Origin of the sequence: Peptococcus niger (assembly GCF_900101835.1) — a bacterium.
GTDB lineage: Bacteria > Bacillota > Peptococcia > Peptococcales > Peptococcaceae > Peptococcus > Peptococcus niger.
This window is the reverse complement of record NZ_FNAF01000004.1, coordinates 1-26129: the sequence shown is the minus strand read 5'-3', so window position 1 is coordinate 26129 and position 26129 is coordinate 1. Positions and strand designations below refer to the sequence as shown.

At 46.5% G+C, this 26129-nt stretch carries 24 protein-coding genes; 7 read left to right on the top strand and 17 right to left on the bottom strand.

Annotated elements, in window-relative coordinates:
• Positions 1 to 2 precede the first annotated feature (2 nt).
• From BLQ16_RS04155 to BLQ16_RS04115, 9 genes are all read right to left on the bottom strand, one after another.
• Positions 3 to 731, bottom strand: a complete 729-nt coding sequence (locus tag BLQ16_RS04155) for a CDGSH iron-sulfur domain-containing protein (protein ID WP_159427976.1) — start codon at positions 729 to 731, stop codon at positions 3 to 5.
• Positions 724 to 1197, bottom strand: a complete 474-nt coding sequence (locus BLQ16_RS04150) for a hypothetical protein (RefSeq protein ID WP_091791492.1) — start codon at positions 1195 to 1197, stop codon at positions 724 to 726. Before BLQ16_RS04150 ends, BLQ16_RS04155 begins: the two co-directional genes overlap by 8 nt.
• Positions 1184 to 2728, bottom strand: coding sequence for a pyruvate kinase (locus tag BLQ16_RS04145; RefSeq protein WP_091791491.1), 1545 nt, complete (start codon positions 2726 to 2728; stop codon positions 1184 to 1186). Before BLQ16_RS04145 ends, BLQ16_RS04150 begins: the two co-directional genes overlap by 14 nt.
• Positions 2729 to 2765: 37 nt before the next feature.
• Positions 2766 to 3635, bottom strand: a complete 870-nt coding sequence (locus BLQ16_RS04140) for a universal stress protein (RefSeq protein WP_091791490.1) — start codon at positions 3633 to 3635, stop codon at positions 2766 to 2768.
• A 51-nt stretch (positions 3636 to 3686) separates the two neighbouring features.
• Positions 3687 to 4136: a universal stress protein gene (locus BLQ16_RS04135; RefSeq protein ID WP_091791489.1), complete on the bottom strand. Its 450-nt coding sequence runs from the start codon at positions 4134 to 4136 to the stop codon at positions 3687 to 3689.
• A 151-nt stretch (positions 4137 to 4287) separates the two neighbouring features.
• Complete coding sequence (yfcE, locus tag BLQ16_RS04130) at positions 4288 to 4794, bottom strand: phosphodiesterase (protein ID WP_091791488.1); 507 nt, start codon at positions 4792 to 4794, stop codon at positions 4288 to 4290.
• Between the two features lie 24 nt (positions 4795 to 4818).
• Entirely contained in the window at positions 4819 to 5397 is a 579-nt protein-coding gene (locus BLQ16_RS04125; protein ID WP_091791487.1) for a nitroreductase family protein, read from the bottom strand.
• 149 nt (positions 5398 to 5546) lie between these two features.
• Positions 5547 to 7001, bottom strand: coding sequence for an aryl-sulfate sulfotransferase (locus tag BLQ16_RS04120; RefSeq protein WP_091791486.1), 1455 nt, complete (start codon positions 6999 to 7001; stop codon positions 5547 to 5549).
• A gap of 318 nt (positions 7002 to 7319) precedes the next feature.
• Positions 7320 to 9377 (bottom strand): alkaline phosphatase family protein, encoded by a 2058-nt coding sequence (locus BLQ16_RS04115; RefSeq protein WP_091791485.1) that lies wholly within the window; start codon positions 9375 to 9377, stop codon positions 7320 to 7322.
• Positions 9378 to 9580: 203 nt separating this feature from the next.
• On the opposite strand from BLQ16_RS04115, the gene BLQ16_RS04110 reads away from it, so the two are divergent.
• The 4 genes from BLQ16_RS04110 (at position 9581) to nspC (ending at position 14990) form a co-directional block, all read left to right on the top strand.
• Positions 9581 to 10507, top strand: a complete 927-nt coding sequence (locus BLQ16_RS04110; RefSeq protein ID WP_091791484.1) for a LysR family transcriptional regulator — start codon at positions 9581 to 9583, stop codon at positions 10505 to 10507.
• Between the two features lie 294 nt (positions 10508 to 10801).
• Complete coding sequence (locus BLQ16_RS04105; protein ID WP_091791483.1) at positions 10802 to 12466, top strand: BCCT family transporter; 1665 nt, start codon at positions 10802 to 10804, stop codon at positions 12464 to 12466.
• 194 nt (positions 12467 to 12660) lie between these two features.
• Entirely contained in the window at positions 12661 to 13860 is a 1200-nt protein-coding gene (locus tag BLQ16_RS04100) for a saccharopine dehydrogenase family protein (RefSeq protein ID WP_091791482.1), read from the top strand.
• Positions 13860 to 14990, top strand: coding sequence for a carboxynorspermidine decarboxylase (nspC, locus tag BLQ16_RS04095; RefSeq protein WP_200781877.1), 1131 nt, complete (start codon positions 13860 to 13862; stop codon positions 14988 to 14990). The genes BLQ16_RS04100 and nspC overlap by 1 nt, the downstream gene beginning before the upstream one ends.
• 49 nt (positions 14991 to 15039) lie before the next feature.
• Here nspC and aac(6') read toward each other — a convergent pair whose 3' ends face one another.
• The 7 genes from aac(6') to BLQ16_RS04060 all read right to left on the bottom strand — a co-directional run bounded on the left by aac(6') (position 15040) and on the right by BLQ16_RS04060 (position 20899).
• Positions 15040 to 15561, bottom strand: a complete 522-nt coding sequence (gene aac(6') / locus BLQ16_RS04090) for an aminoglycoside 6'-N-acetyltransferase (RefSeq protein ID WP_091791481.1) — start codon at positions 15559 to 15561, stop codon at positions 15040 to 15042.
• A 13-nt stretch (positions 15562 to 15574) separates the two neighbouring features.
• Positions 15575 to 16060 (bottom strand): pyridoxamine 5'-phosphate oxidase family protein, encoded by a 486-nt coding sequence (locus tag BLQ16_RS04085; protein WP_091791480.1) that lies wholly within the window; start codon positions 16058 to 16060, stop codon positions 15575 to 15577.
• Between the two features lie 106 nt (positions 16061 to 16166).
• Positions 16167 to 16580: a DUF6508 domain-containing protein gene (locus BLQ16_RS04080; RefSeq protein ID WP_091791479.1), complete on the bottom strand. Its 414-nt coding sequence runs from the start codon at positions 16578 to 16580 to the stop codon at positions 16167 to 16169.
• Between the two features lie 100 nt (positions 16581 to 16680).
• Positions 16681 to 17979: a carboxylesterase family protein gene (locus BLQ16_RS04075; RefSeq protein ID WP_091791478.1), complete on the bottom strand. Its 1299-nt coding sequence runs from the start codon at positions 17977 to 17979 to the stop codon at positions 16681 to 16683.
• Between the two features lie 56 nt (positions 17980 to 18035).
• Entirely contained in the window at positions 18036 to 18800 is a 765-nt protein-coding gene (locus tag BLQ16_RS04070; protein ID WP_200781876.1) for a ZIP family metal transporter, read from the bottom strand.
• A 316-nt stretch (positions 18801 to 19116) separates the two neighbouring features.
• Entirely contained in the window at positions 19117 to 19803 is a 687-nt protein-coding gene (gene tenA, locus BLQ16_RS04065) for a thiaminase II (RefSeq protein WP_091791476.1), read from the bottom strand.
• 202 nt (positions 19804 to 20005) lie between these two features.
• Positions 20006 to 20899, bottom strand: a complete 894-nt coding sequence (locus tag BLQ16_RS04060; protein WP_091791475.1) for a LysR family transcriptional regulator — start codon at positions 20897 to 20899, stop codon at positions 20006 to 20008.
• Positions 20900 to 21059: 160 nt separating this feature from the next.
• Between BLQ16_RS04060 and BLQ16_RS04055 the strand changes: the two genes are divergently transcribed.
• Genes BLQ16_RS04055 through BLQ16_RS04045 form a run of 3 tightly spaced genes read left to right on the top strand, consistent with a single transcriptional unit; the run spans position 21060 to position 25261 of the window.
• Positions 21060 to 22724: an amidohydrolase gene (locus BLQ16_RS04055; RefSeq protein ID WP_091791474.1), complete on the top strand. Its 1665-nt coding sequence runs from the start codon at positions 21060 to 21062 to the stop codon at positions 22722 to 22724.
• A gap of 37 nt (positions 22725 to 22761) precedes the next feature.
• Positions 22762 to 24198, top strand: a complete 1437-nt coding sequence (locus BLQ16_RS04050) for a sodium/glutamate symporter family protein (protein WP_091791473.1) — start codon at positions 22762 to 22764, stop codon at positions 24196 to 24198.
• A gap of 13 nt (positions 24199 to 24211) precedes the next feature.
• Positions 24212 to 25261, top strand: a complete 1050-nt coding sequence (locus tag BLQ16_RS04045) for an ABC transporter substrate-binding protein (protein ID WP_091791472.1) — start codon at positions 24212 to 24214, stop codon at positions 25259 to 25261.
• Between the two features lie 681 nt (positions 25262 to 25942).
• Here the strand turns inward: BLQ16_RS04045 and BLQ16_RS04040 are convergent.
• Positions 25943 to 26129 (bottom strand): transposase (locus tag BLQ16_RS04040; protein WP_200781875.1); only part of this gene is annotated, 187 nt, incomplete at its 5' end.

Below are 26129 nucleotides of genomic sequence, written 5' to 3'. Positions count from 1 at the left end.
GCTTACTGCACACCTTCCCCGGAATCGGCCAAGTTCCCGTCATCAAATTCAATGGTTTTATGCCGGGCATCACAATAGGGCCCATTATGCGACCCGCCGCAGCGGCATAGGGTTACCCGGTTGCGGACCTCCCAGCGCTCGCCGGTTTCCGTTTCAATGGGAATGCCCCCGCGTACCGCCAAGGGGCCGGAGATGCCTTCTGCCGGGTCCTGCGTCACGGAAATTTCCATCGGCAGGGTCGGCTCAATCGGCAGTTGTGTTGCCTTATCAATGGCGGTCAGACGCGCCGACGGGCATTCACTACAGCCGCGAATCACCCAGGCGCGAATATCCGGATCATCGGTGTCCTTGAGCAAGGCCCACACCTTCCCATGAGGGGTATGGCAAAACCGGCTCCAGCTGCAAAGATCAATGTCATCACGCAAATCGACGCCGGCACCTTCCAAAATAACGGCCCGGTCGTCAACCGTGTCAAAAGGCGCCCGGTTGGCCCCCTTAAAAGGTCTGTCGCCTCCAGCATGACTGCCGTCACAAAAGGGCGGGTGGGTGGTACGGCCACAGCGACACAAGCGATAGGGATCACCAGGGACGTCGATCTGTTCACGATGGTCCCAGCGGTAGCTTTTATCGTCATTTTTAAGCAAAACTTCTTTGTAGAGAGGGATATCTCCATGGACTTCATAGGGGCCAGCCGGCAGAACAACAATTTTGCCTTTCGGTTGATCAGGCATCCCCATCGCCCTCCCATTCCAGCCAGAAGAGGGCCGGGAAGCGCGCTGCGCGCTCCTTTTCAAAGCGTGCCGCCAGCTGCAGCCAACGTTTTTCCGTGTCGGTGTCCAAAAGCCGCTCCTGGGTCTCAGCGGTCATGGCGCGCATCCGCTCCGGTAGTGACGGATCGGCCAGCTGGGCCGCATTCCGGCGCCATTGCCTGCGCGACCGGCGCGGTTCCTCCGCCAGCCAGCGTCCCATATGATCCAGGGTTGCCTGAACCAAAAAGCCTTCATCAATGCCGGCTGAAACCAAATCGGCCAACCGCTTGCTCAACCGTTCAGGATCCATAAAGGCAAAATAGTCCTCTGCATCATCAAAATCGGTGCCGAGGTCATAGGCGGTGGCGTAGAAAAAATCTGCAAAATCATCCGGCGATTCGTTGCGTACCGCCAGGAGCAAGTCTTCCAGTGCTTTAATAGCCTTCACGTGATTCCTCCAATTCATCCGATTCCGGCCAAAGTTTAATGGCAATGTTCAAGGCACGCAGCTTGGCCGCTTTTTTGCTGACATTGTGCATCATCCGTTCATGAACCGCTGCTAAGGTTTCCACCGCTTCAAAAATATGCGGGCCCTTGTTCATCATGACACATTCTGCACGGCGACTGGAGGCGGCATCGGTCATCTCAGCCCGTGTCGGAATGCCGCTTTTGACCATGGTTTCCAATACCTGGGTAGCCCAGATGACGGGAATGGAACCACTTTCACAAATCCAAAGGATTTCTTCCTGCAATTCTGCCAGGCGGATATAGCCCACTTCAACGGCTAAGTCCCCACGTGCAATCATCACGCCAAAGGGATTTTTCCCGGCCCCTTGGACAATGATTTCAGGCAGGTTATTGACCCCTGCCAGCGTTTCTATTTTAGCGATGACCGCCATTTCATCGGCCCGGTCGCCCATCCGCTCTGCCAATTCTTCCTGTACCAGCACAATGTCACGGGCATCTTTGACAAAGGATACCGCCACCATATCGGCATGTTGGCAGATGAAGTCCAGGGCCTGGCGGTCCTGGTCCGTAATGATATCAATCGGTATGTCGGCATCTGGGAAGTTCAGGCCTTTTTCCGCTTTTAAACGGACACCCTTTTCTTTCAAGACCTTATCAATTTCCACCACGACACCGGCCCGTTGGCGCTCAACGACGCGCCCGATGACCCGCCCGTCATCGATATAAATGTGGTCCCCTTCCATCAGGTGGGGAATAATTTCCGGTAGGGTACAGGAAATGACCAGGTCACAAGCGGCAAAATTCTCTAAAATTTGTCGTCCGGTCAGGAAAATTCGGTCGCCCGGCAGGACCACCGGATTCTGCCGCCGGCTTAAAAGCTGGCGAATCCGGGTTTTCGGTCCGGCAATGTCCATGCAGATTTTCACCCGGCGGCCGGTATCTTTCTCTGCCTTCCGGGCATGGTCAATCATTTGCTGCCACATTTCAGGCGTATCATGAGCGCAATTAATCCGCAGACAGGTCGTGCCCGCTTCAATCAATCGGCGGATAAACTTACCGTCTTGAGCAGCCTCCGGCGGCAGGGTCACCATAATATGCGTATCCCGTCCCGGCGGTTTTTCGCCGAAAATTTCCAGACTTTGCGCTTCTAGGTATTCCCGCCCCCGGTATTGATCGGTCAATTCTGCATAATTCAATTCCCGGCCGCAACCATCCGCCACCATGGAAAGGGTTTGGACAACGGCATCCAGGTTTTGCATGACCCTTGATTCAGCCCGGCCCAAAGATGACAGGCCGTAAGCGGACAAGGCTTCCTGGATATCCACCACATTGCGACGGCGCAGGGCCATATAATAGGCCATATTCAAGGCACAGGGGCGGAATTCTTTGCGTGCAATGGCATATTCCCAAGAGGCAAAGATTTCGCGCCCCTCTTCAACCACATCGTTGTGCAAGGCCATTAAGTCATCCAGTAAAATTTGTGGTGCTTTTAAATCATAATCGTTCGCCATAGTTTTCCCCTCTTCTTAAGCAATACCCTTCTATTCCTTATCGTACCACCAAGACCGGCACCTTCACGTGTTCTAAAACGTGCCGCGTGACACTGCCCAAAAGCAAGCGCTTGAGCGCAGAGCCCATGCCTTCTGTTCCCATCACGACGAAATCATAATCACCATTCGCCAGTTCTTTTTCAATGGTGCGGCTGACCACGCCCTTGGCCAGTCTGGCTTCAGTATGAATGCTTTCCGTAAAAGCCTTTTGGGCTTCTTCAAGGGCTTCACGAGCATCCGGTTCGGCCTTTGCCTCGCTTAAAAGCATGGCCTCATGCCCTTGAATAACCCCTTCCTTGCGTGGATCCGGGATCACATAGAGGAGGGTCACACGGGCGCCGAAGGCCACAGCCATTTCATCAGCCGCCGTCACTGCACGCATGGCACAGGCCGATCCATCTATCGGCACCAAAATATGCTTCATTTCCGTTCGCCACCTTTCTTTTCCGGCCACCAGGACCGGGACATCCACATGCGTTAAAACATATCTCGTGACGCTGCCTAAAATAACGCTTTTGACTTTGGCATCCAAGTTCCCCGAGCCAATCGCAATCAGATCCGGAGACTCACTTGTCAAAAGCGCTGCCAAATCTTTAAAAACATTGCCTTCCGCCAGTACAAGGGAGACTTCCGTTTCCAAGGGAAATTTTTCGCGCGTCTTTTCCAGGAGCGCCATGCCCTCCTGTTCATCCGGCGAATGGGCATGTAAAATACGCTGATAACGACTGTCCAGGGCATCGTATAGCACAGACGAAAGCATATGCACCAGCGTCACCTGCATTGGCAAGGATTTGGCCAGGTCACTCATAAGCGCCACCGTTGCCTGGCTTGATTCAGACGCGTCAATGGGTAAAAGCACCTGCCGCATACCAATTCCCCCTATCTTATTATAGGATGGCTTTATAAACGAAACAAGCGGTCAGCGCAAGACCAAAACCGGAGTATCCACGTGTTCCAGAACATACTTGGTTACCGAGCCCAGGAGGAACCGTTTCAGCGCTTGCCCCAAGCCTTCAGACCCCATGATGACCAAGTCATATTTGCCTTTTTCAATAACGTCAACAATCGCTGTGGCCACAGCGCCTTCAACCAAAAGCAGGGAGACTTGATCCGGGTGGGCAAAGCCTTCTTTTAAGGCACTCAATTCGGCTTGTGCTTCTTCATAGGCTTCAGCATTGGCACCGTAGGGCGTATTGAGCATCCGATAGCCGATGCTGCCGCGGTCAGCATAAGGATTCGGCAGCACTTGCAGCAAGGTTATATCCGCCGGATAAATGCTCTGCATCATACGGGCCTCTTCAATGGCATTTTTTGACGGGTCTGAGCCATCAAAAGGAACCAAAATTTTTTGATAATATTTCCTTGTCATTTTTTATTCTCCTTTCAAGCCTAGGACCTACAATACCGCCTCACCATTTGGCCAAGCACACCCCAGCTATTTTCTCACAACCGCTATCCATAAAGGCCTGGTAACGAGAGCCGGCCTGTCAAAAACCGGCTGCTGGTCCCTTATTTCAGGACTACCAGGTATGAAAGCCCCACCGTCCCTTGTCAAAAACAGCACAAGAATGACTGCCGTCCTTAGGCAAGCTGGTGCTGCCCGGATTGAGCAAGGTTAACCCATCGAGCTCTTTCAGGACCTTCATGTGGGTATGCCCCCAAGCCAGGACATTGGCTCCGGCGGATAGCGCCCGCTGGATACGGGTTTCCAAGCTTTCTTCATAACCATGAACAGCATAAATGACCAGCGAGCCCAGCTGCAGGATTCTGACTTTTTGGCTCAGATCCTGTCCGATGACCATTTGGTCTACATCCGCATCACAATTGCCACGCACATAAGTAATGCGCCGGTCTGCCAAATAGGCCGCCAGCTCGGCCGGTGCATAAGTGTCATGGACCGGATTTCTAGGGCCGTGGTAGAGCACATCGCCCAAATGCAAAATATGCGAGCAATCTTGCATATAGCTCAGTGCTCTTTTGGTATGCGTCAAAGAACCGTGCGTATCTGACAGGACACCTATCTTCATCAATACCTCCCATGTAGCCAAAGCTTAAACCCGCCGAACAATTGCCTCCGTCTTAAATTTCGGCACAACATACTGCCCAGCTTCATCCAAATAGTAGGACGGATCTTCATCAATATCAATTTCTTTGATGGATGACTGGATGGCCGGATAACCAAAGGCCACCAACAAATTGCACCGATAGTCGTCTTCAATATTCAATAAGGCCCGCAAGGCATCATGGTTAAAGTTACCGATAATGCAAGACCCGATGCCCATATCCATCGCCGTCAGCGTCATATTGGAAATGGCCAAGCCCTTGTCCACATCCACAAAAGGCGTCGACTTTTGATGCGCCAGCACAGCGACAAAATAAACCGGTCGCTCGCCCGGCTTCGGCTGGCCAAGCTCCGGCGGCAAGCTCGCCGCCCAGCGCGTTAAATCAAAGACTTGCGCCACCATTTCAGGGCTTTCCACTGAAATAAACCGCAAGGTCTGGCGATTGTTGCCAGAAGAGGCCGACTGGACTGCCCGCAAAATTTTATCCCGGTCCGTCGCACTGATGGCCCGCCTTTCATCAAATTTTCGATAGGACCGTCTTTTTTTCAATAACTCTTGTAAATCCATAAGCTTCTCCTTTCCCGCCCTTATAAAATTTAGATAATTATAATACTTACCTGATACTTACCCTTTACCATCTACCTGTAATCGGGCCAAGTGCCAGCGCAGGCACAAAAAAACCTCCGGCAAAAAGCCGGAGGCTAAAGGTATCGTTATTAGAACAAGCTGGACGGAGCATCATCGTCATCTTCTGCAGAGACGCAGGATTGGACGTGATCCGGGTAACCCCAGGTGCCTTCTACTTCAACCACGTTCTTGACTTCGCAGTCAGCGGCGCCGGGTACGCGGAATTTCTTGATGTCCAGTTTCGGAATCGGTGTTTCATCCGGTTTCGGCAACTGCGGCACGTATTCGTAGGGATAGCGATAGCCACGGTAGTAAATATAAGTGGCATCCGGTCCGAAGGGGGAGATCCATTCCCATACCACTTCTTTTTCCGGGGTGACTTCAAAGAGACGGCCGCCAACCCCTTCGGTGATGAAGGTGTTGCCGTTGGGCAGACGGCAGGCATCAGAGGTCAAGGGGCTGTAGAAACGGTAGTCGTTAACGCCGGGGCCACCGTAGCCCATCATGTCGCTGCCCCGCAGTTCCCAAACGAGTTTTTTGGTCACCGGGTTGATTTCCAATACGCGAGACCGGTCCATAACGTTGACTTTGGTGCCGTTGGGGGCAATGTTGGACGGTACGCCGTAGCCGGACCAACCGCCATTGTCAAAAATCAGGATGTTGCCTTCGCCGGGCAGTCCCTGGGGAATCATATGGGTGTGGTGCGGCCCGATGATTTGGCCGATGCGGCGTTCTTCTTTGGATTGGAAGTCGGGGCCGAGTTTCCAGACGACTTTACCGGTTTCCTTGGAGATGATGCACATGAAGTTGGCTTCACGGCTGTCAAAGATGATGTTGTCCGGATGGAAGCGGTCATCGCCCTTGTCATACCATTTGTTGGGGCCGAGGTAGCTGGCGCAGTTCATATGAACCCAGTCACCGACGCCACCATCTACAGAGTGCATGTTCGGGTAGCGGTAAAGGGCCAGTTTGGCTGCATCGGAAAAGTCAAATTCACGCCAATGGTCGCTGGCCCGCCATTCCCAAATGATGTTGCCTTCCCAGTCCACTTCGATGATGACGTCATCTAGGAGGCGCTCATTGGAAATGCGTTTGTTCTCAAGGGTTTCGTGGGTCAAAATCAGGGTATTGCCACTATCGGTTTTGGGGTCCATGCCGGGAACGTAATAGCCGACCGGGTTCCCTTCACGCTGGTAGTCATGGTGCTGACGCGCCATCCACATCGGTTCGTTGCCTTCATCTTCGACGTATTCTTTTTTGTCGAATTTCCAGACAACTTTACCATCCCAGTCCACCTGGACTAAGTCCACTTGGTCTTGATAGCCGAACTTGCCATCCCGCAAGCCGCGGCTGCCCATCACATAACCGCCGGGCAAGAGCTTGTTAGGAAAACCCATTAAGTCCTTCCAAACCCGGACCACTTCACCGCGCATGTCAAAAAGCACCGCGCCGACATCTTTAGCTGCAACCAAGTTGTACCCGTTCCAGCATTTTTCAGGATCGTACATCGTTACCCCGGTGGGGTGAATAAACGGTTGTCCCATTTTGTCAACTCCTTTATATCACTAACAGCAATTGTATATAACTTCTATGTTCATTATACTTAAAAACAGGCCTCCTGTCACGGAAAAGACAGCTTTTTCACAATTGTCTTTACCTATAGGCCTATAGCCGCCGTCAATTCTTATCAGATATTTCTTGCTTTCTAAGAAAGTACTTCTTTATATTTTATATTTTGTAAAACAAAAATAAAAATCAGATAGAAACAACTCCAAGATGACCACAAAGAGTTATTTCATCTGACTTTTTATAATCCTCAAGTCTACATCTTGAGCTTTAACAAGAACGATAATTCAATTGGGTTAAAACTCATCCTCCAAAATTTGATAAACCGGTGCCCCCTCACATTGATGGGGGAATCTAGTCCCCAGTAATGCTGCAACAGTCGGAGTAACATCCACTTGCCGAATCGTCCGTTTGGTTATATGGCCTTTTTTAATACCCGTTCCTGCAGCAATAAATAAAGGTGAAACCGATGTACCGAAGTATCCTTGAGATGTTGATAGTGAATCCCCATGCAGTCGATTAAATCCTTCTTCTATTGAAAAGAAAATGTCTCCACATTCAGGGCCATTCACACCCAATAATATCCCGTCCTTATTTCGCAAACAAATACCGATAACACGTCTTCCTGTTTCAGGATCTCGATAATTGTATAAATCGTTGATAATCTGTTCCTCTAAAGCGTATTTATCTTTAGGGTCAACGATACCTGTTTTATCCCGGCCAATCAAATTGATATAAATATAATTAGACCGGATTTGAACAGCCTTGGTTTTTTCCCAATCAACCTCTTGTGTACGCTTCCCGTCGGCATCTTTTTTCATGACCGTATAACCCAAATTTTCCATTACCGGAATATTTAAACCACCATATTCACCAATCAAAGGCGGTACTTCTTCCCCAACAATCAAACCATGGTCGCTGACAATTAAGATGGTCCAGTCATCATCTAACAAATGAAGAAATTCACCAAAATACTCATCTGTTTGTTCATAAAACTTTTCAATAAACCTTTGATTCACTTTTTCATCCGTATGTGCCCATGGTGCCAAAGTTTTACCTAGGTGCCAAAGTTGATGTCCAGCACAATCAATGTTATGCAAATGGCTAAATACAACTTCATATTTTTCATTTTTAATCAAATAATTGATGCAATCTGCTTGCCATTTATTATACTGACGCCAAGACGGCTCAAACACTTTTTCAACCAATTCGCTATCTTCGCCGCCAATTAAGCTGACCGGTGGCACATGCCCTACATTTTCGCAAATCGTCTCATGCATTGTTGTCGGATGCCACAACATATCATTGCCAATGTCCAATGCATTGCTGATCCAAAGACGCACATTTTTTCCTTGAGGATCACACTCTAAAATCTTATATGACCGATAGCAAGCTTTTGTTTCTTCATTTTTTGTTACTTCATCAACCGCGCTAACCATTTCTCCATTATTTTTTACAATAACGATAGGCTCTGAAGATTTCTTATTTTTAAATATAGCCAGATGGTCGTATTCGCCAGATTGATTTTTCAAAAGTAAAGCCGGGCGCCGTGTTACGCCACCAGAGGTGAGAACTGTAAATTCCAAAGCATCTTCTGCTAAATCTGAGCACCATTTATCTTTATTGGCAGGTTTCAAGGGAGAATTTATGATGTCATAGGCAACTTTTGCACCAACCATCATTTCAGTATCTTCCAACCCGTCTACATATGTGCGGATCTCTCCACCTTTTCGGGCCTCATCACCCCACCAAAGCTCCATCATTTCATCGTCATTATCGCCAACGACCATATCATCAATATCAGTCATAATACAGCCCACGCCAGCCGGCTTTTCTACCCGAGGAGCGTATTGTACATTTTCAATTGAAGACGTCGCAACAATAATTTTTTCCCAGTCCATTTGAGCAACGCCCATATTAACCGAACCCGGTTGCGTTCCATCCACAACTGAAAGAAGGTCACTGGACGTGGTTGGCGGCCAAGAACTCCCGGGCCAGTGCCATACCAATGTTTTTTTACCAGCCTCCGTCGAAACGTTCCACATCTGCTCAGCTTCACAGTTGCGACTGTCCATATTATACACAACAGCATCAAGGCTATCCGGCGACTGGCGCCAATAGCAAGTAATACCGTGAGTTCCGGGATATGCCCCAGTCGCTAAAGTTGTCCAGCACGGCGGCGTAATCGTAGGAATGGCTCCTAAAAGAACTAAGTCTTCTCGTGCAGAACCGGCTTTTAAAAACTTTTGCATATTTGGCATCCGGCCTTCATCCATCAATCTTTTACCAATACGAGGATCCATGCCATCAATGCCAAGAACCATTAACTTCTTTGTATAGGCTTGACGTTTCAAACTTCCCACTCCTTTAATTTAATTTTATGCTGTAAAAACTCTAGACATCGATTAATTTCTATTATCATTGTAATAAACAACTCGAGAAGACGGAATAGCCATTCTGTAATATGGGGTATTTGCTTCCTTTAGTTTACCTGAATTGCTATTCTTGGCTTCTTATGAAATAATAACCAGAGATCTGATGAAGGGGACTAACTATTATGAAACTTGATCAATTATTTTATTTTTCAGAAGCTGCAAAATACAAGTCTATCTCTATTGCGGCAGAAAAGAACTATATCTCACAGCCAACAATAAGTGGTTCGATTAATAAGTTGGAAAGAGAATTGGGCACTAATTTATTACGCCGCTCCAGCCGTGGGGTTTCTTTAACCGATACTGGTGAAATTGTTCTGGAAAAAGTTCATATTATTTTTAATAGCTTGGACGAAATTCAAACCGCTGTCGATGCTTCGGAACAAGGTGGCACTGTCAGCATTGCAGGTATTCCATGTATTTCTGATCGTATTATTCCACAGACCATCCTCCGACTTAAAGAATTAGATTTGGATGTTCTTCTATCAATGACAACTTGCGAAAGCACCTCCGCTGTCAATCAAGTAGCCTCCGGAAGTGCAAACTTGGGCCTTGTTATCCATTATAAAAACCTAGAAAATACACCAGGTATTTCTTATGAAGCTCTTTTTCGGGATGAATACTTGTTATATGTCGGTCCTTTTTCACCTTATTGGGATGCTTCTTCAGTTACAATTGAAGAGGCTTTGCAAGCCCCCTACATCGCCTATCGTGAAGAATTTATCCGCAATAACGGTGGTCTTAGTGAACTTCTTGGACAAGAACAGAGGCCAAATATTGTTTTGCGAACAAATGAAAATGAATCTCTCAAACGAATGATTGCCCAAGACAATTACGTCGCTTTTTTTCCACGTTTTATGAGCCGCGATGATTTTTATTATACGAGTGGTCTATTGCGTGCTCTTCATATTTCAAATGCAAAATTAATCTTTGAAGTCGGCGTTGTGATGAGCACAAAATATAAACTTGATAAAGTCAGCAAAATATTCTTAGAAGTTTTAAACCAAACGATTAAATGTGATTCTGAGTTATGGCCTTGTATCCAAGAGTGAGTATCCACCTAGCACAACAAGGATGCCCCCAAAAGCTGGAATTATAAATCCAACTTTTGGGGGCTTTTTATGACAAAAATTTGCCTGATTATCTCCATACATTTTTTCAATATCCCATATTGACTAATGATTCTTACCCACTCCAATCCATTTATATATAATCAAAACTAATGGGAGCAATATTTTTATTTTTTCATTACAAACTTAAGGGAGGGTCATCAACTTATATCATTAATTAAAGATTATTGCTGTGTCACACCTATCAATGCTGCAGAAGTTATCTAGGAGGTTATTATGGGAAGGCCAAAGAATAAAACAGTTCCCCATCGTTCAAGAGGGTATGCAAAAGTTAATAAGCTGGTTTTGATTTTTTCATTAATCGTTGTTGCTTGTTTTTATGGGCCAATGATGTACTTTCAAGAAAATCTACAGGGACTTGCAGACGATCTTTATAATCTATTAACATTCTCTACAGACTGGTTCTGGCAAATTGCTGTCGTTGCCTGTATTATTTTTTCATTGTTCCTGATTTTCAGCAAATACGGCGATATTAAACTTGGAGGACCTGATGCCAAGCCGGAATTTACGACCTTTCAATGGTTTGCCTTGCTTTTTTGTGGTGGATCCGGAGCCGGTCTACTCTATTGGGGCGTTTTAGAGCCAATCAATTATCTTGCTGCCCCACCGTTTGGCCTTGAACCGATGAGCGTTGAAGCCGCTCAATTTGGCGAAGCCTATGGCATCTTCCATTGGGGAATCAGCTCTTGGGCAACCTTTGTAATTCCTGCAGTCGGCTTTGCATATATGGCGTACGTCCGCCGGCAGCCGTACTTATACCCAAGCTTTGCTTGTCGTGATGTCATTGGCGAAAAAGCTTCTGAAGGGATTGTCGGTCGTATTATAGATGCCATCGTCATTGTGGGGATGGTCGGTGGTGTTGGGACAACCCTCGCAACATTTTTACCAATGATTTGCGATTTAGGAACTTCATACTTGGGAATTTCTAGAAATCTGGGGACAGATTTAATTTTTGTTGCAGCTTTTGGGTGTTTGTTTGGCTATAGCTGCTACCGAGGTCTTTATTCAGGATTATCCAAAATCAGCAACTTGAATATGTATGGAATTATCTTGATGTTGATTGTTTTATTTGTATTAGGTCCAACCAGCTTTTTACTATCGCAGTATGCAGATTCCATTGGTACTTTATTTCAGAACTTTATTCGTATGAGTCTCTATACCGATCCTATTGCAAAAAGCGGTTTTCCACAAAGTTGGACTGTCTTTTATTGGGCATGGTGGTTCGCTTGGGCCATGTATATGGGATTATTCGTAGCACGTATTTCACGTGGTCGAAAAATCCGCACACTTGTATTGAACATGCTCTTAACGACCACTCTAGGCTGTTCAGTTTATTATATGACCTTCGGTGGACATACCATTAATTTAATTATGAATAAAAATATAGATTTACCTGCCATGTTAGAAGCCAAAGGCGGCGTTGAAACAATAACTTACGTCATTAACCAAATGCCACTAGCTAAATTAGTCGTCCCTATTCTTGTTATCGTAATGCTTATCAGCCAAGTCACTGCCGTTGATTCTGTTGCGTATACGATGGCCCAAATGTGTTGCGACCGTATTGAAGATGGCCAAGAACCACCGAAATGGACCCGCATTTTAATGGCAGTCACACTCGTTCTCTGTGTATTTGGCTTACTTTTGGTTGGTGGTCAACGAATTGTTCAATTGTCTTCTATTATGACAAGTTTCCCTGTTGTATTTATTGAAACGATCATCGCAATATCTCTACTCAAGTGGTTTAAAAAAGATTTTCAGTTGCCCGAATCTGCAAAATTACAAAAAACAGTGGACTATGATAATCAGGGTCACGCCATCCAAGGCCAGGTTTCTTTGACGTCTCAGGAAAACTTATCATCATCCTGTGAAGAATCGATGTGATTTCAATTTTTTTGAAGCTTAAATGACACTTAAAGGTTCGCCAATTTAGCGAGCCTTTTTTATTGTCTTGTACCAACAACCAGCATTCGTTATAATTCAAACGAGATCTGTTACTTATATCCCGTCGTGTAAACGACACGGCTTTACGGGTAAGTAAACATCAGCTGAACTTTTTTGACAATAGGAGGTTTGTTATGGGAAAAGCATTGGTGATTGGTGCCGGTGGGGTCGCATCTGTGGCGGTCCAGAAAATGGCGCAAAATGATGATGTCTTTACGGAAGTGATGGTTGCCAGCCGGACGGAGTCCAAGTGTCAGGATATTGTGGCCCGCTGTCAAAATACGAAAACGAAGCTCTCTACGGCCCAGGTGGATGCAGACGATACCGCTGCTGTGGTGGCCTTGATCAAGGCCTTTGACCCGGATATTGTGGTGAACTTGGCCCTGCCCTACCAAGATTTATCGATTATGGATGCCTGTGTGGAAACCAAGACCCATTATCTGGATACGGCGAACTATGAGCATCCGGATACGGCAAAATTTGAGTACAAGTGGCAATGGGCGTATATGGATAAGTTTAAAGAAGCGGGCATTACGGGGATTTTAGGCTCCGGTTTTGACCCGGGGGTTACGTCTGTTTTTGCAGCTTATGCCCTCAAGCATGAGTTTGATGAAATCAATACCATTGACATTCTCGATTGCAATGGGGGCGACCATGGTTATCCTTTTGCAACGAATTTTAACCCGGAAATCAATATCCGTGAGGTCAGCGCCAATGGCCGCTACTGGGAAAATGGTGAATGGATTGAAACGGAACCGATGGCCATCAAACGGGAGTACAATTTTGATGAAGTGGGCAAAAAAGATATGTATTTGCTCTATCATGAAGAATTGGAAAGCTTGGCGAAAAACATTCCCGGTTTGCGCCGCATTCGGTTCTTTATGACCTTCGGCGAAAGCTATCTTACCCATTTGAAATGCTTGGAAAATGTAGGCATGACTTCCATTGAGCCGATCAACTTCCAAGGCCAGGAGATCATTCCCCTGCAGTTTTTACAAGCGGTCCTGCCAGACCCGTCTTCTCTTGGTGAACGGACGGTTGGCAAAACAAATATCGGTTGTATCTTCCGCGGTAAAAAAGACGGTAAGGATAAAACCTATTACCTGTATAACGTCTGCGACCACCAGGAAGCTTATAAAGAGGTGGGCAGCCAGGCGGTCAGTTACACCACCGGTGTGCCGGCAATGATTGGCGCCATGTTGGTCTTAAAAGGCCTGTGGGAACGGCCGGGCGTTTACACCGTGGACGAATTTGATCCGGACCCGTTCATGGACGGCTTAAATGAATGGGGTCTGCCCTGGCGACAAGATTTCTCACCGGAATTGGTGGACTGATGGCCCTGCAATTAGCGGAAGTGCCGACGCCCTTTTTTGCCATTGACGAGGATGCTTTGGCTGAAAATCTGCGCATCCTTGGCCGGGTCCAGGCGGAAACCGGTGCCAAAATTCTTCTGGCGCAAAAGGCCTTTTCCAATTTCGCCCTCTACCCGATGATTGGCGAGGTCTTGGCCGGTACGACCGCCAGCGGCCTTTTTGAAGCCCGGCTCGGTCATGAAGAAATGGGTAAGGAAACGCACATTTTTTCTCCGGCTTACCGGTCCTCGGAATTTGACGAGATTTTAGGCTATGTAGACCACCTTTCCTTTAATTCCTTTGCCCAGTGGGAGGCCTTCAGCCCCCAGGCCCTGGCAGCAGGAAAAAGTTGTGGCTTGCGGGTGAATCCGAATCATTCAACGCAAGACGGTGGGATTTATGACCCCTGTGCCCCCGGTTCACGGCTGGGCATTCTCAAAAAAGATTTTTTAGGCAAGAACTTACGGGGCATTGAAGGCCTCCACTTTCATACCTTGTGCGAGCAGGGTTTTGATGCCTTACAGGAAACGCTGAACGCTTTTCTAGACCAGTTCGGCGAATACCTGCCGCTGATGCGCTGGCTCAACTTAGGCGGCGGACACCATATCACCCGCGCCGATTACGATGTCGACGGCTTAATCAACTGCCTCCAAGTCCTGCATCGCACTTACGGCGTCCAGCTCTACCTGGAACCGGGCGAAGCGGTGGTCTTGAACGCCGGCACGCTGACCGCATCTGTGGTGGACATTGTGCACAACGAGATGGACATCGCCATTTTAGATACTTCCGCTGCCTGCCATATGCCGGATGTTATTGAAATGCCCTATCGACCACCGGTGTTGGGCGCCGGCAATCCCCAGGAAAAAGCCCACACCTATCGCTTAGCGGGGCCAACCTGCCTGGCCGGAGATGTCATTGGCGATTATTCCTTTGACGACCCGCTCAAGCCGGGCGACCGCCTTGTCTTCGGTGATATGGCCCTGTACACCATGGTCAAAACGAACACCTTTAACGGCATGCCCTTGCCGACCATTTTAACCGGCAGTCCATCGCGAAAAGATTGGCGCGTCTTGCGAAAGTTCGGATACGAAGACTTCAAAATGCGCCTCTAATAGGAAAAATACCGCAAATCTTTTACGATTTGCGGTATTTTTATACGCTTTATTCTTTTGTTGATCCATCGGGGATTTCGCAGATGGGCCTATCATCAATAATGGCCCCGGCGCTAACCGTAGCGGCGGTAGAAATATCTTTTTTAAAACAGATTATCCGGCCCACTTCTGTCAGTCCCATTGCCGCATGGAATTGGGCGCCGACTCCATTGTCAAGCGCGCAATCTGCCGCAAATTCCCGACAACCGCGGGTCAAGCCGAAATCTTCCGCCCCTTTGACCAAGGCTTTACCCAACCCTTGACCACGATAGGCTTCTCGCACAAAAATGCCCTCTAAATAGCACACCGGTGTATGGTCGCAGCCTTCTACAAAATCATACCGCACCGATACATGCGCAAAACCGACCGGCAAGGCACCGGCTAGAGCCAAAAAACAGCGGTTGTTCAAATCCCGTGGTGCTGTAAAGGCAATAAATTCGTTGCGCAATTCTTCAATATTGCTCTCCGGCCATAAGCGTTTGGCCAGGGATGCCAGGCTCCCGGCATCTGCTTGCGTGGCTATTTTAATCATAGGTTCACCCTCTTTAGCTCGTCGCTGATGAATGTTTTGACTTACCGGTTATGTGATTGACCTCAACTTTAAAAACGCGCGTGCGCGGAATTGCCGCAGGGTTATAGACAAAGGCTTCATCCACATGGTGGCTGTCCACAATGATTTGCAAGGCCGCCGCTTTTTCAGCCGGCGGTAGAATTTCATACACCCGTCCGTTGCCGATGACCGCATCGTAGTCCATGGTACAATACCCTCGGGCTTGATCGGCGATGAGTTCATGGTGGCAGTCCATTTCAAAACTGACGGTCGCCCCATCGCGAAGATAGGCATACTTGCAACCTTCCGTCGCCCCATGAAAATAGAGGGTAAAACCATCTTCTGTAAAGGTACTGCCCATGTTGACCGGCAACAAGTAAGGAGCCGGTTCAGCGTTAAAAGCCAAAACCGCTCGATCGCAAGCTTGCATGATTGAAAAAATATCGGCCGGATTCGTCACCTCACGATTCTTTTTGCGCATCAGCATCCCTCCTTCAACTGTCTTTAATGAATTGCTCAACTTATATTTATGCCCACCTGACAATGGCCCACAGAGGGCCAGCAGGCCTTATTTCATAAAATAAGCTTCAGTCCTCGTCCAATTCTGCCAACCGCTCCAACCAACGCTGTATGCTGCCCGACTCAAAAAAGGACAGCAAGGCACCGTCATGGAAACGTTCCGATTCAATGGCCGCCAGAATCAGCGCCAAAACGCCACGAGCATCCAACCGCGCCAGGTCCACTGCCTGCATGTCCTGCAAGTCCCAGCGAATGCCGTAAGCCTTGAGAATATCGTTAAAATCACGCAGCCCCATTAGGGGATTTTTCTTTTGAAACCGGGTCATGACAGCGATAAAGTCCTGTACGTCATCGCTGTAGACCACGTGAGCCATGTCAATGGGCTCGGCCTCCGTACCGGCGTTGTGGTCGTCCACCACCCAGTGTCCGGCAGGTTTCCCAGCAAAAATAGGCAGGTAATCTGTTATGGTCTTATAGGTCATCCGACAATACCTCCAAAATAATTATCCATCAGCCAAACAAGGTCCTTGTTTCTGTCAGCATGGCGCCATACTTTCACAAACCAGCTGATACACCCTGGCTTTACAGCGGTTTTATCTGAATACAGCCGGGAATGGCCAGGCTCTGAATCACGCCGGTCTTAGCAAAATCGGTCCAAATGCGCCGCACCCGCTGTCCGACGCGATCCACTTCAGCGATGGATTTATTCATTAAGAGCGGACTGCCCATATAGAGGTCGGCGCCGAAAACCAGGGGCATTTCCGCACAATGGCAGCCACCGTAAACAGACCTGTCTTCGCCCCAGGAGCATTCATAAAAATAGGTCCGCCCCCCAGCCTGGGCGTAGTCTGTTGCGACACGGCGAGCGCCCTTGCCGAAGATGGCATCGGACTTAAACCGCAAGATCCTGCGTAAGACTTGGCCCAGATACGGTCTTTGCACGGCTTTGGGAAACCAGGGGTAATGCGCCATATAAATGGACGGCTCACAAGTGTTGGCGCCAATCAAGAGGTCCACTTTTTCAGCTGCCCGGGCATAAGCGTCTAAGCTCCGGTCAGCCGGCGGCAGGGGGCTAACGCCGGCGTGAGGGGCAAAGTGCATGTAGCGCGCATTGCCGCGTTCACGAACGGCTTTTTCTGCCATCAGCTGGCATTCCAATAAGGCCTCCGGCCCTGCATCCTCCGGCAGGCTTAGCACTTGGGCGCGAATGGCCTCATCCATCGGGCTGCGCCGGGTCAGGGTTCCAAAAGGAGCGCTTTGAATAATGGCCCGACGGAATAAGCCCGAATCCCCCACCGACAGCAAGAGGGAATGGACCGATGTCCCCCCGGCAGATTGACCAAAAATACAGACCTTGGTCGGGTCCCCACCAAAGCGCTCAATATGCGCCGCCACCCACTGCAAGGCCGCAATCTGGTCCAGCAGGCCTGGATGGCCGGTATGGCCAGCCGCATCGCGCACAAAGCCCAAAATTCCCAGTCGGTAATTGACCGATACCACGATAACCTTGCTCTCTTCCGCCAGGTTAACCGGGTCATAGGCCCGGTTGTCCGCCCCGCCATTGCTGAAGGCGCCACCGTGGAACCAGACCATAACCGGTAATCCGTCCGGCATCGCCCCATCTTCCAAGGGCACCGTGACCGACAGGTACTGGCAGTCCTCCCTTTGCCGGACAGCCCCATAATCCACGCCAAAAATCAGTTTTTCCAGCGATGTACGATTCTGCAAGGCATACGGCGTAAACCCGATCATCTCCGCCAAGGCCCCTTCAAACGGCACAAGCTCCGGTGGCGTATACCGCTCAGCTGCCGCATACCGCAGGCCCTTAAATTGAACCGTTATCCCTTGTCGACGTCCCATCTCCGCTGATACTGTCTGCATTGATACCCCATCCTTTATCCCTTGTCCAAAAACAGCCTTCAGCTGCTACAGCTGATCTATCCTAAGAGAATATCCAAAATCATCATCACAATAAAGCCCACAATGATCCCATAAGTGGCCTGACGTTCATAACCGTTGGCATGCGTTTCCGGGATAATCTCATCGCTGATGACAAAAAGCATTGCCCCGCCGGCCAGGGCCAAAATAAAGCCCACCAGGGGCTGAAAAATATGCACCAGTCCCAGCCCTAAAAAAGCCCCAACCGGTTCAACGCAGCCGGTTGCCAGCGCCACCAAAAATGCAAACCGTCGTGAATACTGTTCCCGCACCAGGGCCAGGGCTACCGCCATTCCTTCCGGCATATTTTGCAAGCCGATGCCCGTTGCCATGGCGATCCCATTGGCTAGGTTATCCGTTCCGAACCCCACGCCTGTGGCCAGGCCTTCCGGGAAATTATGAATCGTAATTGCAATCACAAACAGCCATATTTTTTTAAGGCTCTGCGCCCGATGTCCTTCAATGCGTTGGTCCATTAAATGCTCATGAGGCGCGTATTTGTCAATGGCATCCAGCAAGACCGCCCCGGCGAGAATGCCCAGCGAGGTCACCATCACCGCCTTAAAATCGCCACCACCGTATGTGATGCTCGGCAAAATAAGCGAAAAACAGGTTGCCGCCAACATCACCCCCGCCGCCCCGCCGAGCAGGGTATCCAAGACGCGCTGAGAAACCCGTTGGGCAAAAAAGATTGGTAAAGCGCCGACACCCGTCGCCAAGCCGGGCAGGGTACAGCCTAAAATCGTCATCAGTATAACGTTCATAACCACGCTCCCTCTTTACTTTCACTTGTTAAACCATATACCCACCATCGCACCGGCCTACCCTTACGAAATGGCCGCCATAAAAAAAGAGGCAACTGAAGCGTTGCCTCTAAAGGTAGAATTCATTGTATGGACTGCACACACAGCACTCCGATGGCCGTTAAGGCCAAGTCCCAAGTCAGGAAGCCCTGTATCAATTCCGACCCGGTTGTCCAAACACAAACCGGAGCAAACTACCCGGCGCCAAGCCCAAGGCCTGGCAGACCGGCCTAAATACAAGCGCCTCCTACCAACGTCTAGCTAAGAAAAGTGCTGTCTATTGAACGCCCGGAATGGCCGCCGGCCAAGTGGCCTCTTCCCAGCACATATCCCAGAAGAGGTACTCAAAATACCCGGTCTTGATCACAACATCTTCCAAGGCATCCAATTCATGCGCCGGCTTTCCTTCTGTTAATTGGTTCATCAGGGCCATCGCCGCATCATTTAGTGCCGTAAATTCATCGCCTGCATACATCTCAATCCAGCTGGCATAGGGATTATCCGTCAAAGCACCCGGCTCTTTTGCTAAATTCAAACCAATATGGTTGTAACTCCAGGAACAAGCCAATAGGGCGGCCACCACATTTTCAATCCCGCCACTCTGTGCCTTATTCAACATATAACTCGTATAGGCCAAATTGACCGCCGACGGCTGCGTTGCCAAAAGCGTCTCCTCAGCCATACCGAAAGAAGCCGCATATTGGCGGTGCAAATTCATCTCCATAAAGAGAACACCATCCAACCCCTTGGCATAGGTATTCATAATCTCCAAGCTTGGCGCCTTTGCCGTGCCGATTGCAAACAACCGCGCATATTCAACCAAATAAACATAATCCTGGGCCAACCAATGTTTAAATTTTTCCAAGGGGAGCGAGCCGTCCCCCAAGCCCTGGACAAAGGGATGCGTCATATAACTGTCCCATAAAGGCTGAATCTTAGGCCAAATACGTTCTGTAAATTGCATAAAAAACCTCCTGTTCTTATTAAAAAGCAACACATTTACCATCCACCGATAGCAGTCAAAATGAGCCCTTCACAGGCCCCTATCGTCAACCGCAAGCACCGCAGCAAAAAGGCGCGGACTATTTCCAGTATACCAAACCGCCCACCAAAGGCAAGCCTACAAACAGGCCCAGGAGCTTCTTTGCGGCAGCATAATCCTATCGCTAATCCTTAATATCAAACAACTTAGGTAAATCTCTTTTTATATACTCTAAAAGATTCTTGCCAGCCACGTTATGAATTTTATTTTTATGCCAATTAATCACAACATCACACTCTGCAAATGGGTCCAATAATCTGATGGCGTTAATATAATTTAACCGTTTATAAAAGGTATCGGACTGCTCCAAACAAATAATGACAGCATCCAGTGATGGCAATATTTCTAAAACCAGCTCAATTTCACTTTCAAATACAATTCGTGGCGTAAAACCTCCCTGCTTAGCAAGCTGATCTATATAACGCGGGAAGTCCTCTTTTTCCGGTAATGCAAAAAAATTTGCATTTTCAAATTCCCTAAAATAAGCACTTTTTAGGCCTGCATACCGGCTATTTTTATTGGCAACAACTTGATATCGATCGGTCCACAAGATATGTGATTCTATATCCGGATGATTAATACCTCCTAAGGTAATGGCATAGTCTATTTCACCACTTAAGAGCTGCATCATTGCTTGATGATTATTCAAAATGGTATGGCGCAAGCCCACATCAGGCATTTGATTAATAAAATCATATAGCCATCGATTTAACAAACTCGTATTGGATGATGCTATTATTAATCGTTTTCCCGCAATATGAGCAATTTCATTTAATTCATCCGGGATAGTTTCAGCATGATTAACAATAATCTGAGAATGCTTTAAAAAAGCTTTTCCAAACTCATTTAATTTCAAACTTTTACCATGTCGGTCAAACAGCGAATGGCCCACCTCGCTCTCAATACGAGAAAGCATTTTACTCAAAGACGGCTGCGAAACATACAAGGATTCCGCCGCTTTAGATAAATTTTCAAATTCTGCCATTTTATTGAAGTAATAATATTGCAATAACTCCATGTTTATCACCCCCTTATTCCTTTGTGTTTATATCATCTTACCCTAAAACGTATTTCACAAAAAATCACACAGCTATTAAACTAATTTATAGATAAAAGGACCTGAGAAGGTCGCACTGGCCAGTGCTGCACCGTTCATTTATCGAAAGGATATTTATATTATGGACTACGCAAGCACTATTTATAAAAATGGAGACATCCTTACTATGGAAGACCGACTGCCAAACGTTCAGGCAATAGCGGTCAGAGAAGGACGTATCATCGCACTCGGTACAGAAAATGAAATTGCCCGATGGAAAGGACCCAAAACGCGTATTGTCGATTTGCAAGGCAATACTTTAATGCCTGGTTTTTATGATTCACACAGTCATTTCAGCGTTGTCGGCGGTGCAGCTTTAAATTCTGTACAGTTGGCTTGTCCACCCATCGGATCTATAAAGTCCATTAGTGATGTGATGACCTCTTTAAAGAATCATCTTGATACACATCCAGATACCAAAATGGTTATCGGTTGGGGATATGATGACACGCTAATCAAAGAAAAAAGACATCTCAACCGCCATGATTTGGACAAAGTGTCAAAATCAATTCCTATTTTCGTATCTCATATTTCTGGACATGTCGGTTATGCCAATTCCAAAATGTTAGAAATAGCAAATATTGATCGTACTACAGCCGACCCCATTGGGGGCAAGATATTTAAAGATGCCCAAACCGGAGAACCAACCGGCCACCTCGACGAACAAGCGGTATATCTTTTACCGACAGGCGGTATATTTTCCTTATCTGGAGAAGGAGAAGAATGCATCCAAGCTTTGGAGAAAGCATCTGAAATATATGCTTCAAATGGTGTAACAACAGCCAATGATGGCGGCGTTAAAAACATCGAAACCATTAAAGCTTACTACGCTGCTCACAAGCAAGGTCGATTAAAAGTTCGCGTCACCATTTGTCCTTTTTCGGAAATATTGGAAGAATCAAACTTCATAAACCAAAAAGATGACTATGTCACCTTACAGGGAATTAAAATCGTTCAGGATGGTTCCATACAAGCTTACACCGCTTACATGAGCGAGCCATACTATACCGCTTATCAAGGCAACCGCGATTGGGTCGCCTATCCAGCGTGCAGCCAGGAAGCTCTAGACCAAAAAGTAATGGACATTTATCGTTCTGGACAACAGGCGGTCTGCCATTGTAATGGAGACCGCACTCTGGATATGTACTTGGATGCTTTAACACGTGCTCAAAAAAAATATCCACGCGTCGACGATCGACCTATTGTAATTCATGCACAAACTGCACGATATGATCAGTTAGTACGTATGAAAGCCCTACATGCAACCCCCTCCTTCTTTTCACTTCATACTTATTACTGGGGAAATCGTCATATGGATCGATTTTTAGGTCCTACTCGTGGTGCGAATTTAGATCCGGCGGGATGGGCCCAGCAATTAGGGATTCCTTTCAGTACCCATTGTGATTCTCCAATTACACCACAAACTCCTCTTTTAAGTATATGGGCAGCTGCCAATCGAATCAGTTATGAAGGGCGCCACATTGGTAATCACCAATGTGTAGATGTATTAACCGCCTTAAAGAGCTATACCATTAATGCAGCCTACCAATATTATGAAGATGACATTAAGGGCTCTATAGCTAAGGGGAAACTGGCCGATTTTGTGGTATTAGATCAAAATCCATTACGTATTGCACCCTCAGAAATTAAAAATATAAATGTTATTGCAACAATTGTTAATGACGGTACCATTTTCAACTCGGGCCAAATAACAGAAACCGAATCTCCTCAACCAACCACTGTTTAGTAGGGATATACACACACTCTGTTTGGAGGAAATTATTATGGAAATGATGATGTCAATTAGTTGGGTAGGCGTAATGATTTTAATCGGTATGCTCTGCCGTGCAAAAATAAAACCACTTGGTAATATTTTATTGCCAGCCAGCGTTATCGGCGGGCTGATTGGTTTTGGATTAATGAATGCTAATATGTTACCACAAGCCTCTTCCGGAATGTTAACGCAAGCTGTCGGATTCCTATTTACCATCTCTTTCATTTCAATTGGCTTAACCGGCGCTCCTGAAGGCGAAGGCGGCGCTGGAGCTGTTGCTAAACAAATTTTTAAAGGCTCAATGGGCATGGGCTTTATTTGGGATATGATGTATGTTATCACACCTCTGATGGGTTTCTTCATTATCCTATTAGTCGGCAAAAGTTTTGATATGAATCCACTGTACGGATTAATGATTCCCTTCGCTTTTTGCCAAGGTCCTGGACAGTCAGCTGTCTTCGGCGGTATGATTGAAGCAAACGGTTGGCCTGACGCTGTCCAAGTAGGCGTAACCTATGCAGCAATTGGCTTTTTATTTGCTTTCGGTATTGGCGTTCCCATGGCTAAATGGGGCTTAAAACGCGGCTTAGCCAAGTATTCTGAGAAAATTTCTGACCATATTACCAGTGGTCTTTTCCCAAAATCATCTCAAGAAGAACATTATGGGCGCATCACCACCTATAGCGGCAGTATTGATGTCTTAGCGTTTCACATGGGACTTGTAGGCTTGTGTTTTATAGGCGCCGTTTATATGGGTAAGTTATTACAACTCATTATCCCCGGGACTGTCGGAGATACATTTGCTTCCATGACTTTTTTAAATGGTATGATTGTCGCCTATATTGTCCGCTTTATAATGGGTAAACTCAACTTGTTACAGTATCATGATAGTGCCTTGCAAACGCGTATAACAGGCTGGTCAACCGACTTTTTAATTTGTGCAGCATTTATGTCCATTCAAGTGGCTATCATCGGTAAATGGATTGTACCTATGTTGATTATGTGTCTGATCGTTGGGATTTTCACATTGATTATTGCCGTTATTTTAGGCCAACGCCTTGGTGGGGACTGTGATTTTGAACGCACACTTGGTTTATGGGGTTGTCTAACCGGAACCTGCCCCACAGGGATTGCCTTGATACGGATTGTCGACCCGAATCTTCGCACAACCGCCCCAACGGAAATGGGTGCAATGAACGTTTTCATGATCCCAACTTATATCTTCGTGCCAACCATCATCGGCTACACAGCAAACCCATCTATGAGTACTTTTAATACCATTTTAATAGTCGCTGGTATCTCCTTTGCCATCTATTTTGGCTGCATGATTGTATTCCGATTAACCGGCAGAAAAACATTTAACTTATTAAAAGGCCAGAGCTATATTAAGCACAACACATCCCTAACGTCTTCTGACTCAAATAACCCTAACGTACTTGCTGATTAGGAGAGTGACAAAAATGAAAAAACTATCTCTCATTTTAATCTGTTCACTTATCATCAGCCTAACAACAGCTTGTGCAGAAGAAAATTTAGGCATTTCCAACAATGGAAGAGTATCAAAGGCTGAACCGCTTGCCATTCACTCATTGGTGCAAATTGATGCCTGGCCAGAATACCAAGCAAAGCAAGATAAGTTTGACGAAAAAAACAACTTCAAACTATCGCCGACCTATTATTCTACTGGAACTGATATCTACGCTCAACTGCAAAAAGCAGACTGGCAGATTGCATCATTGGGTGTATCTCCAGCAATGATGGTCCTAAATACGAAAAAGGCAGAATTGATTGGTATTGCATCCGATGAAAGCGCTGCAAATATAATATTTGCCAGACCTAATGACCCCATTCTGACAACTACAGAACCTAATGGAATTAGAGGGGCCAAAGAACTGGTACAATCAAAAACTTTCATCTTAACAACCGCCTCTACCTCCTCAGTTCTACTCCATCACTATTTACAACAATTCAATCTATCAGAAAAAGATATTTCAATCCAAGCCATGGAGCCAGATGAAGCCATTAAAGCTTATAAATCAGGAAAAGGGGATTATTTGATTCTTTGGTCACCTTATATCTATAAAGCATTTGATCAAGGATGGCAAGAAGTTGTTAATGGTAAAGATTTAGACTTGCACATTCCGATGCTTTATGTTGCTAATGCAAAATGGGCTAAAGAGAATCCGGATAAATTAAAAGCATTTCTAAAAATGCGAGATTCTTATATTCAACAGCTAGAAGCTACATCAGAAGAGTCTACAAGCTCCCTTAAACAGTTTTTTAAAACAGAACTGAAAGTAACGTTATCTGACCAGCAAATGAGCGACCTGATAAAGAGACATCAGTTATTTACAACAGATCAGCAAAATAAACTCATAAGCAATGGTGACTTAAAAGAATGGATGGTAGACAACGCTAATATTTACAGTACCCAAGGAAAATTCAGTAAACAGGCTTTAAACAATCTAAGTAAGTCAAACTTCTACATCACCGGTGATTATTTGAGTTGAAATATCAGTCTATAGAATAGAGATAAATATCCAAAATTTAAATAAGTAAATATACTTATAGAAAAAAGAGATGAGTGCCTTAGCTACTCATCTCTTTTTTTCTATAACCTATACTTCTGATCGCAATTTTTTATTTCATTATTCAGCTAAGTCATATAATTATATCTTTATTTGATTTGTATGTTTATCGATAACGTAAAACAAAAGGTCGATAAAGATATCTAGCATGCCCCCTATTGACAGTGATCATTCCGTCATCAATAGGGGCATAGTAAATTCTTTCTCTTCCTATGGTATTGGATAAAACATTTTGGTCTATACGACAAACTTTTCGCAATTCTTTTTGCTATCAAAGGAACGATTTCGTGTATAAAAAACTCTTAAATTTTATAACGTCGCAAAACAAAATTGAGCCGATAACCAGCAGTAAGTGCTTACTACGTGAAGTACCGTTTGTAAAGTGTGTAAAGGTAGTGTTGTTTTTATTTTTTAGAGAAAGTTCTTTTCTAAGAACTGTTGATTAGAAATTAACAAATAATACCGAACAAATCAGAACCACCGGCTTAGCCGGTGGTTTGTTATGCCCCTATAAGGGGCTGTTACTGGCAGCACTCACGTGCTCTGAATTTCTTTCTCTTGCAACAAATCCCCAGTTGGCGCTAAAGCGCCTATTTTCATACTTTATTTGACCTGCTGACCCGTAAACGGGTCGATGAATTCTTTCATACTTATCTGATCCGCCAAATAGTCTTCTTCCAATTGGTTTTTGATATACTCTTGGATTTTTTTCGCATTTTTTCCCGCGGTATCGACGTAGTAGCCTCTACACCAGAAATGCCTATTTCCGTATTTGTACTTTAGGTTTGCG

Bases quoted from the DNA above. Each gene is read 5' to 3' on its own strand.
- BLQ16_RS04155 (WP_159427976.1), bottom strand. From the start codon at position 731: ATGCCTGATCAACCGAAAGGCAAAATTGTTGTTCTGCCGGCTGGCCCC.
- BLQ16_RS04145 (WP_091791491.1), bottom strand. From the start codon at position 2,728: ATGGCGAACGATTATGATTTAAAAGCACCACAAATTTTACTGGATGAC.
- BLQ16_RS04140 (WP_091791490.1), bottom strand. From the start codon at position 3,635: ATGCGGCAGGTGCTTTTACCCATTGACGCGTCTGAATCAAGCCAGGCA.
- BLQ16_RS04135 (WP_091791489.1), bottom strand. From the start codon at position 4,136: ATGACAAGGAAATATTATCAAAAAATTTTGGTTCCTTTTGATGGCTCA.
- yfcE (WP_091791488.1), bottom strand. From the start codon at position 4,794: ATGAAGATAGGTGTCCTGTCAGATACGCACGGTTCTTTGACGCATACC.
- BLQ16_RS04125 (WP_091791487.1), bottom strand. From the start codon at position 5,397: ATGGATTTACAAGAGTTATTGAAAAAAAGACGGTCCTATCGAAAATTT.
- BLQ16_RS04120 (WP_091791486.1), bottom strand. From the start codon at position 7,001: ATGGGACAACCGTTTATTCACCCCACCGGGGTAACGATGTACGATCCT.
- BLQ16_RS04110 (WP_091791484.1), top strand. From the start codon at position 9,581: ATGAAACTTGATCAATTATTTTATTTTTCAGAAGCTGCAAAATACAAG.
- BLQ16_RS04105 (WP_091791483.1), top strand. From the start codon at position 10,802: ATGGGAAGGCCAAAGAATAAAACAGTTCCCCATCGTTCAAGAGGGTAT.
- BLQ16_RS04100 (WP_091791482.1), top strand. From the start codon at position 12,661: ATGGGAAAAGCATTGGTGATTGGTGCCGGTGGGGTCGCATCTGTGGCG.
- nspC (WP_200781877.1), top strand. From the start codon at position 13,860: ATGGCCCTGCAATTAGCGGAAGTGCCGACGCCCTTTTTTGCCATTGAC.
- BLQ16_RS04085 (WP_091791480.1), bottom strand. From the start codon at position 16,060: ATGCGCAAAAAGAATCGTGAGGTGACGAATCCGGCCGATATTTTTTCA.
- BLQ16_RS04080 (WP_091791479.1), bottom strand. From the start codon at position 16,580: ATGACCTATAAGACCATAACAGATTACCTGCCTATTTTTGCTGGGAAA.
- BLQ16_RS04075 (WP_091791478.1), bottom strand. From the start codon at position 17,979: ATGCAGACAGTATCAGCGGAGATGGGACGTCGACAAGGGATAACGGTT.
- BLQ16_RS04070 (WP_200781876.1), bottom strand. From the start codon at position 18,800: ATGAACGTTATACTGATGACGATTTTAGGCTGTACCCTGCCCGGCTTG.
- tenA (WP_091791476.1), bottom strand. From the start codon at position 19,803: ATGCAATTTACAGAACGTATTTGGCCTAAGATTCAGCCTTTATGGGAC.
- BLQ16_RS04060 (WP_091791475.1), bottom strand. From the start codon at position 20,899: ATGGAGTTATTGCAATATTATTACTTCAATAAAATGGCAGAATTTGAA.
- BLQ16_RS04055 (WP_091791474.1), top strand. From the start codon at position 21,060: ATGGACTACGCAAGCACTATTTATAAAAATGGAGACATCCTTACTATG.
- BLQ16_RS04050 (WP_091791473.1), top strand. From the start codon at position 22,762: ATGGAAATGATGATGTCAATTAGTTGGGTAGGCGTAATGATTTTAATC.
- BLQ16_RS04045 (WP_091791472.1), top strand. From the start codon at position 24,212: ATGAAAAAACTATCTCTCATTTTAATCTGTTCACTTATCATCAGCCTA.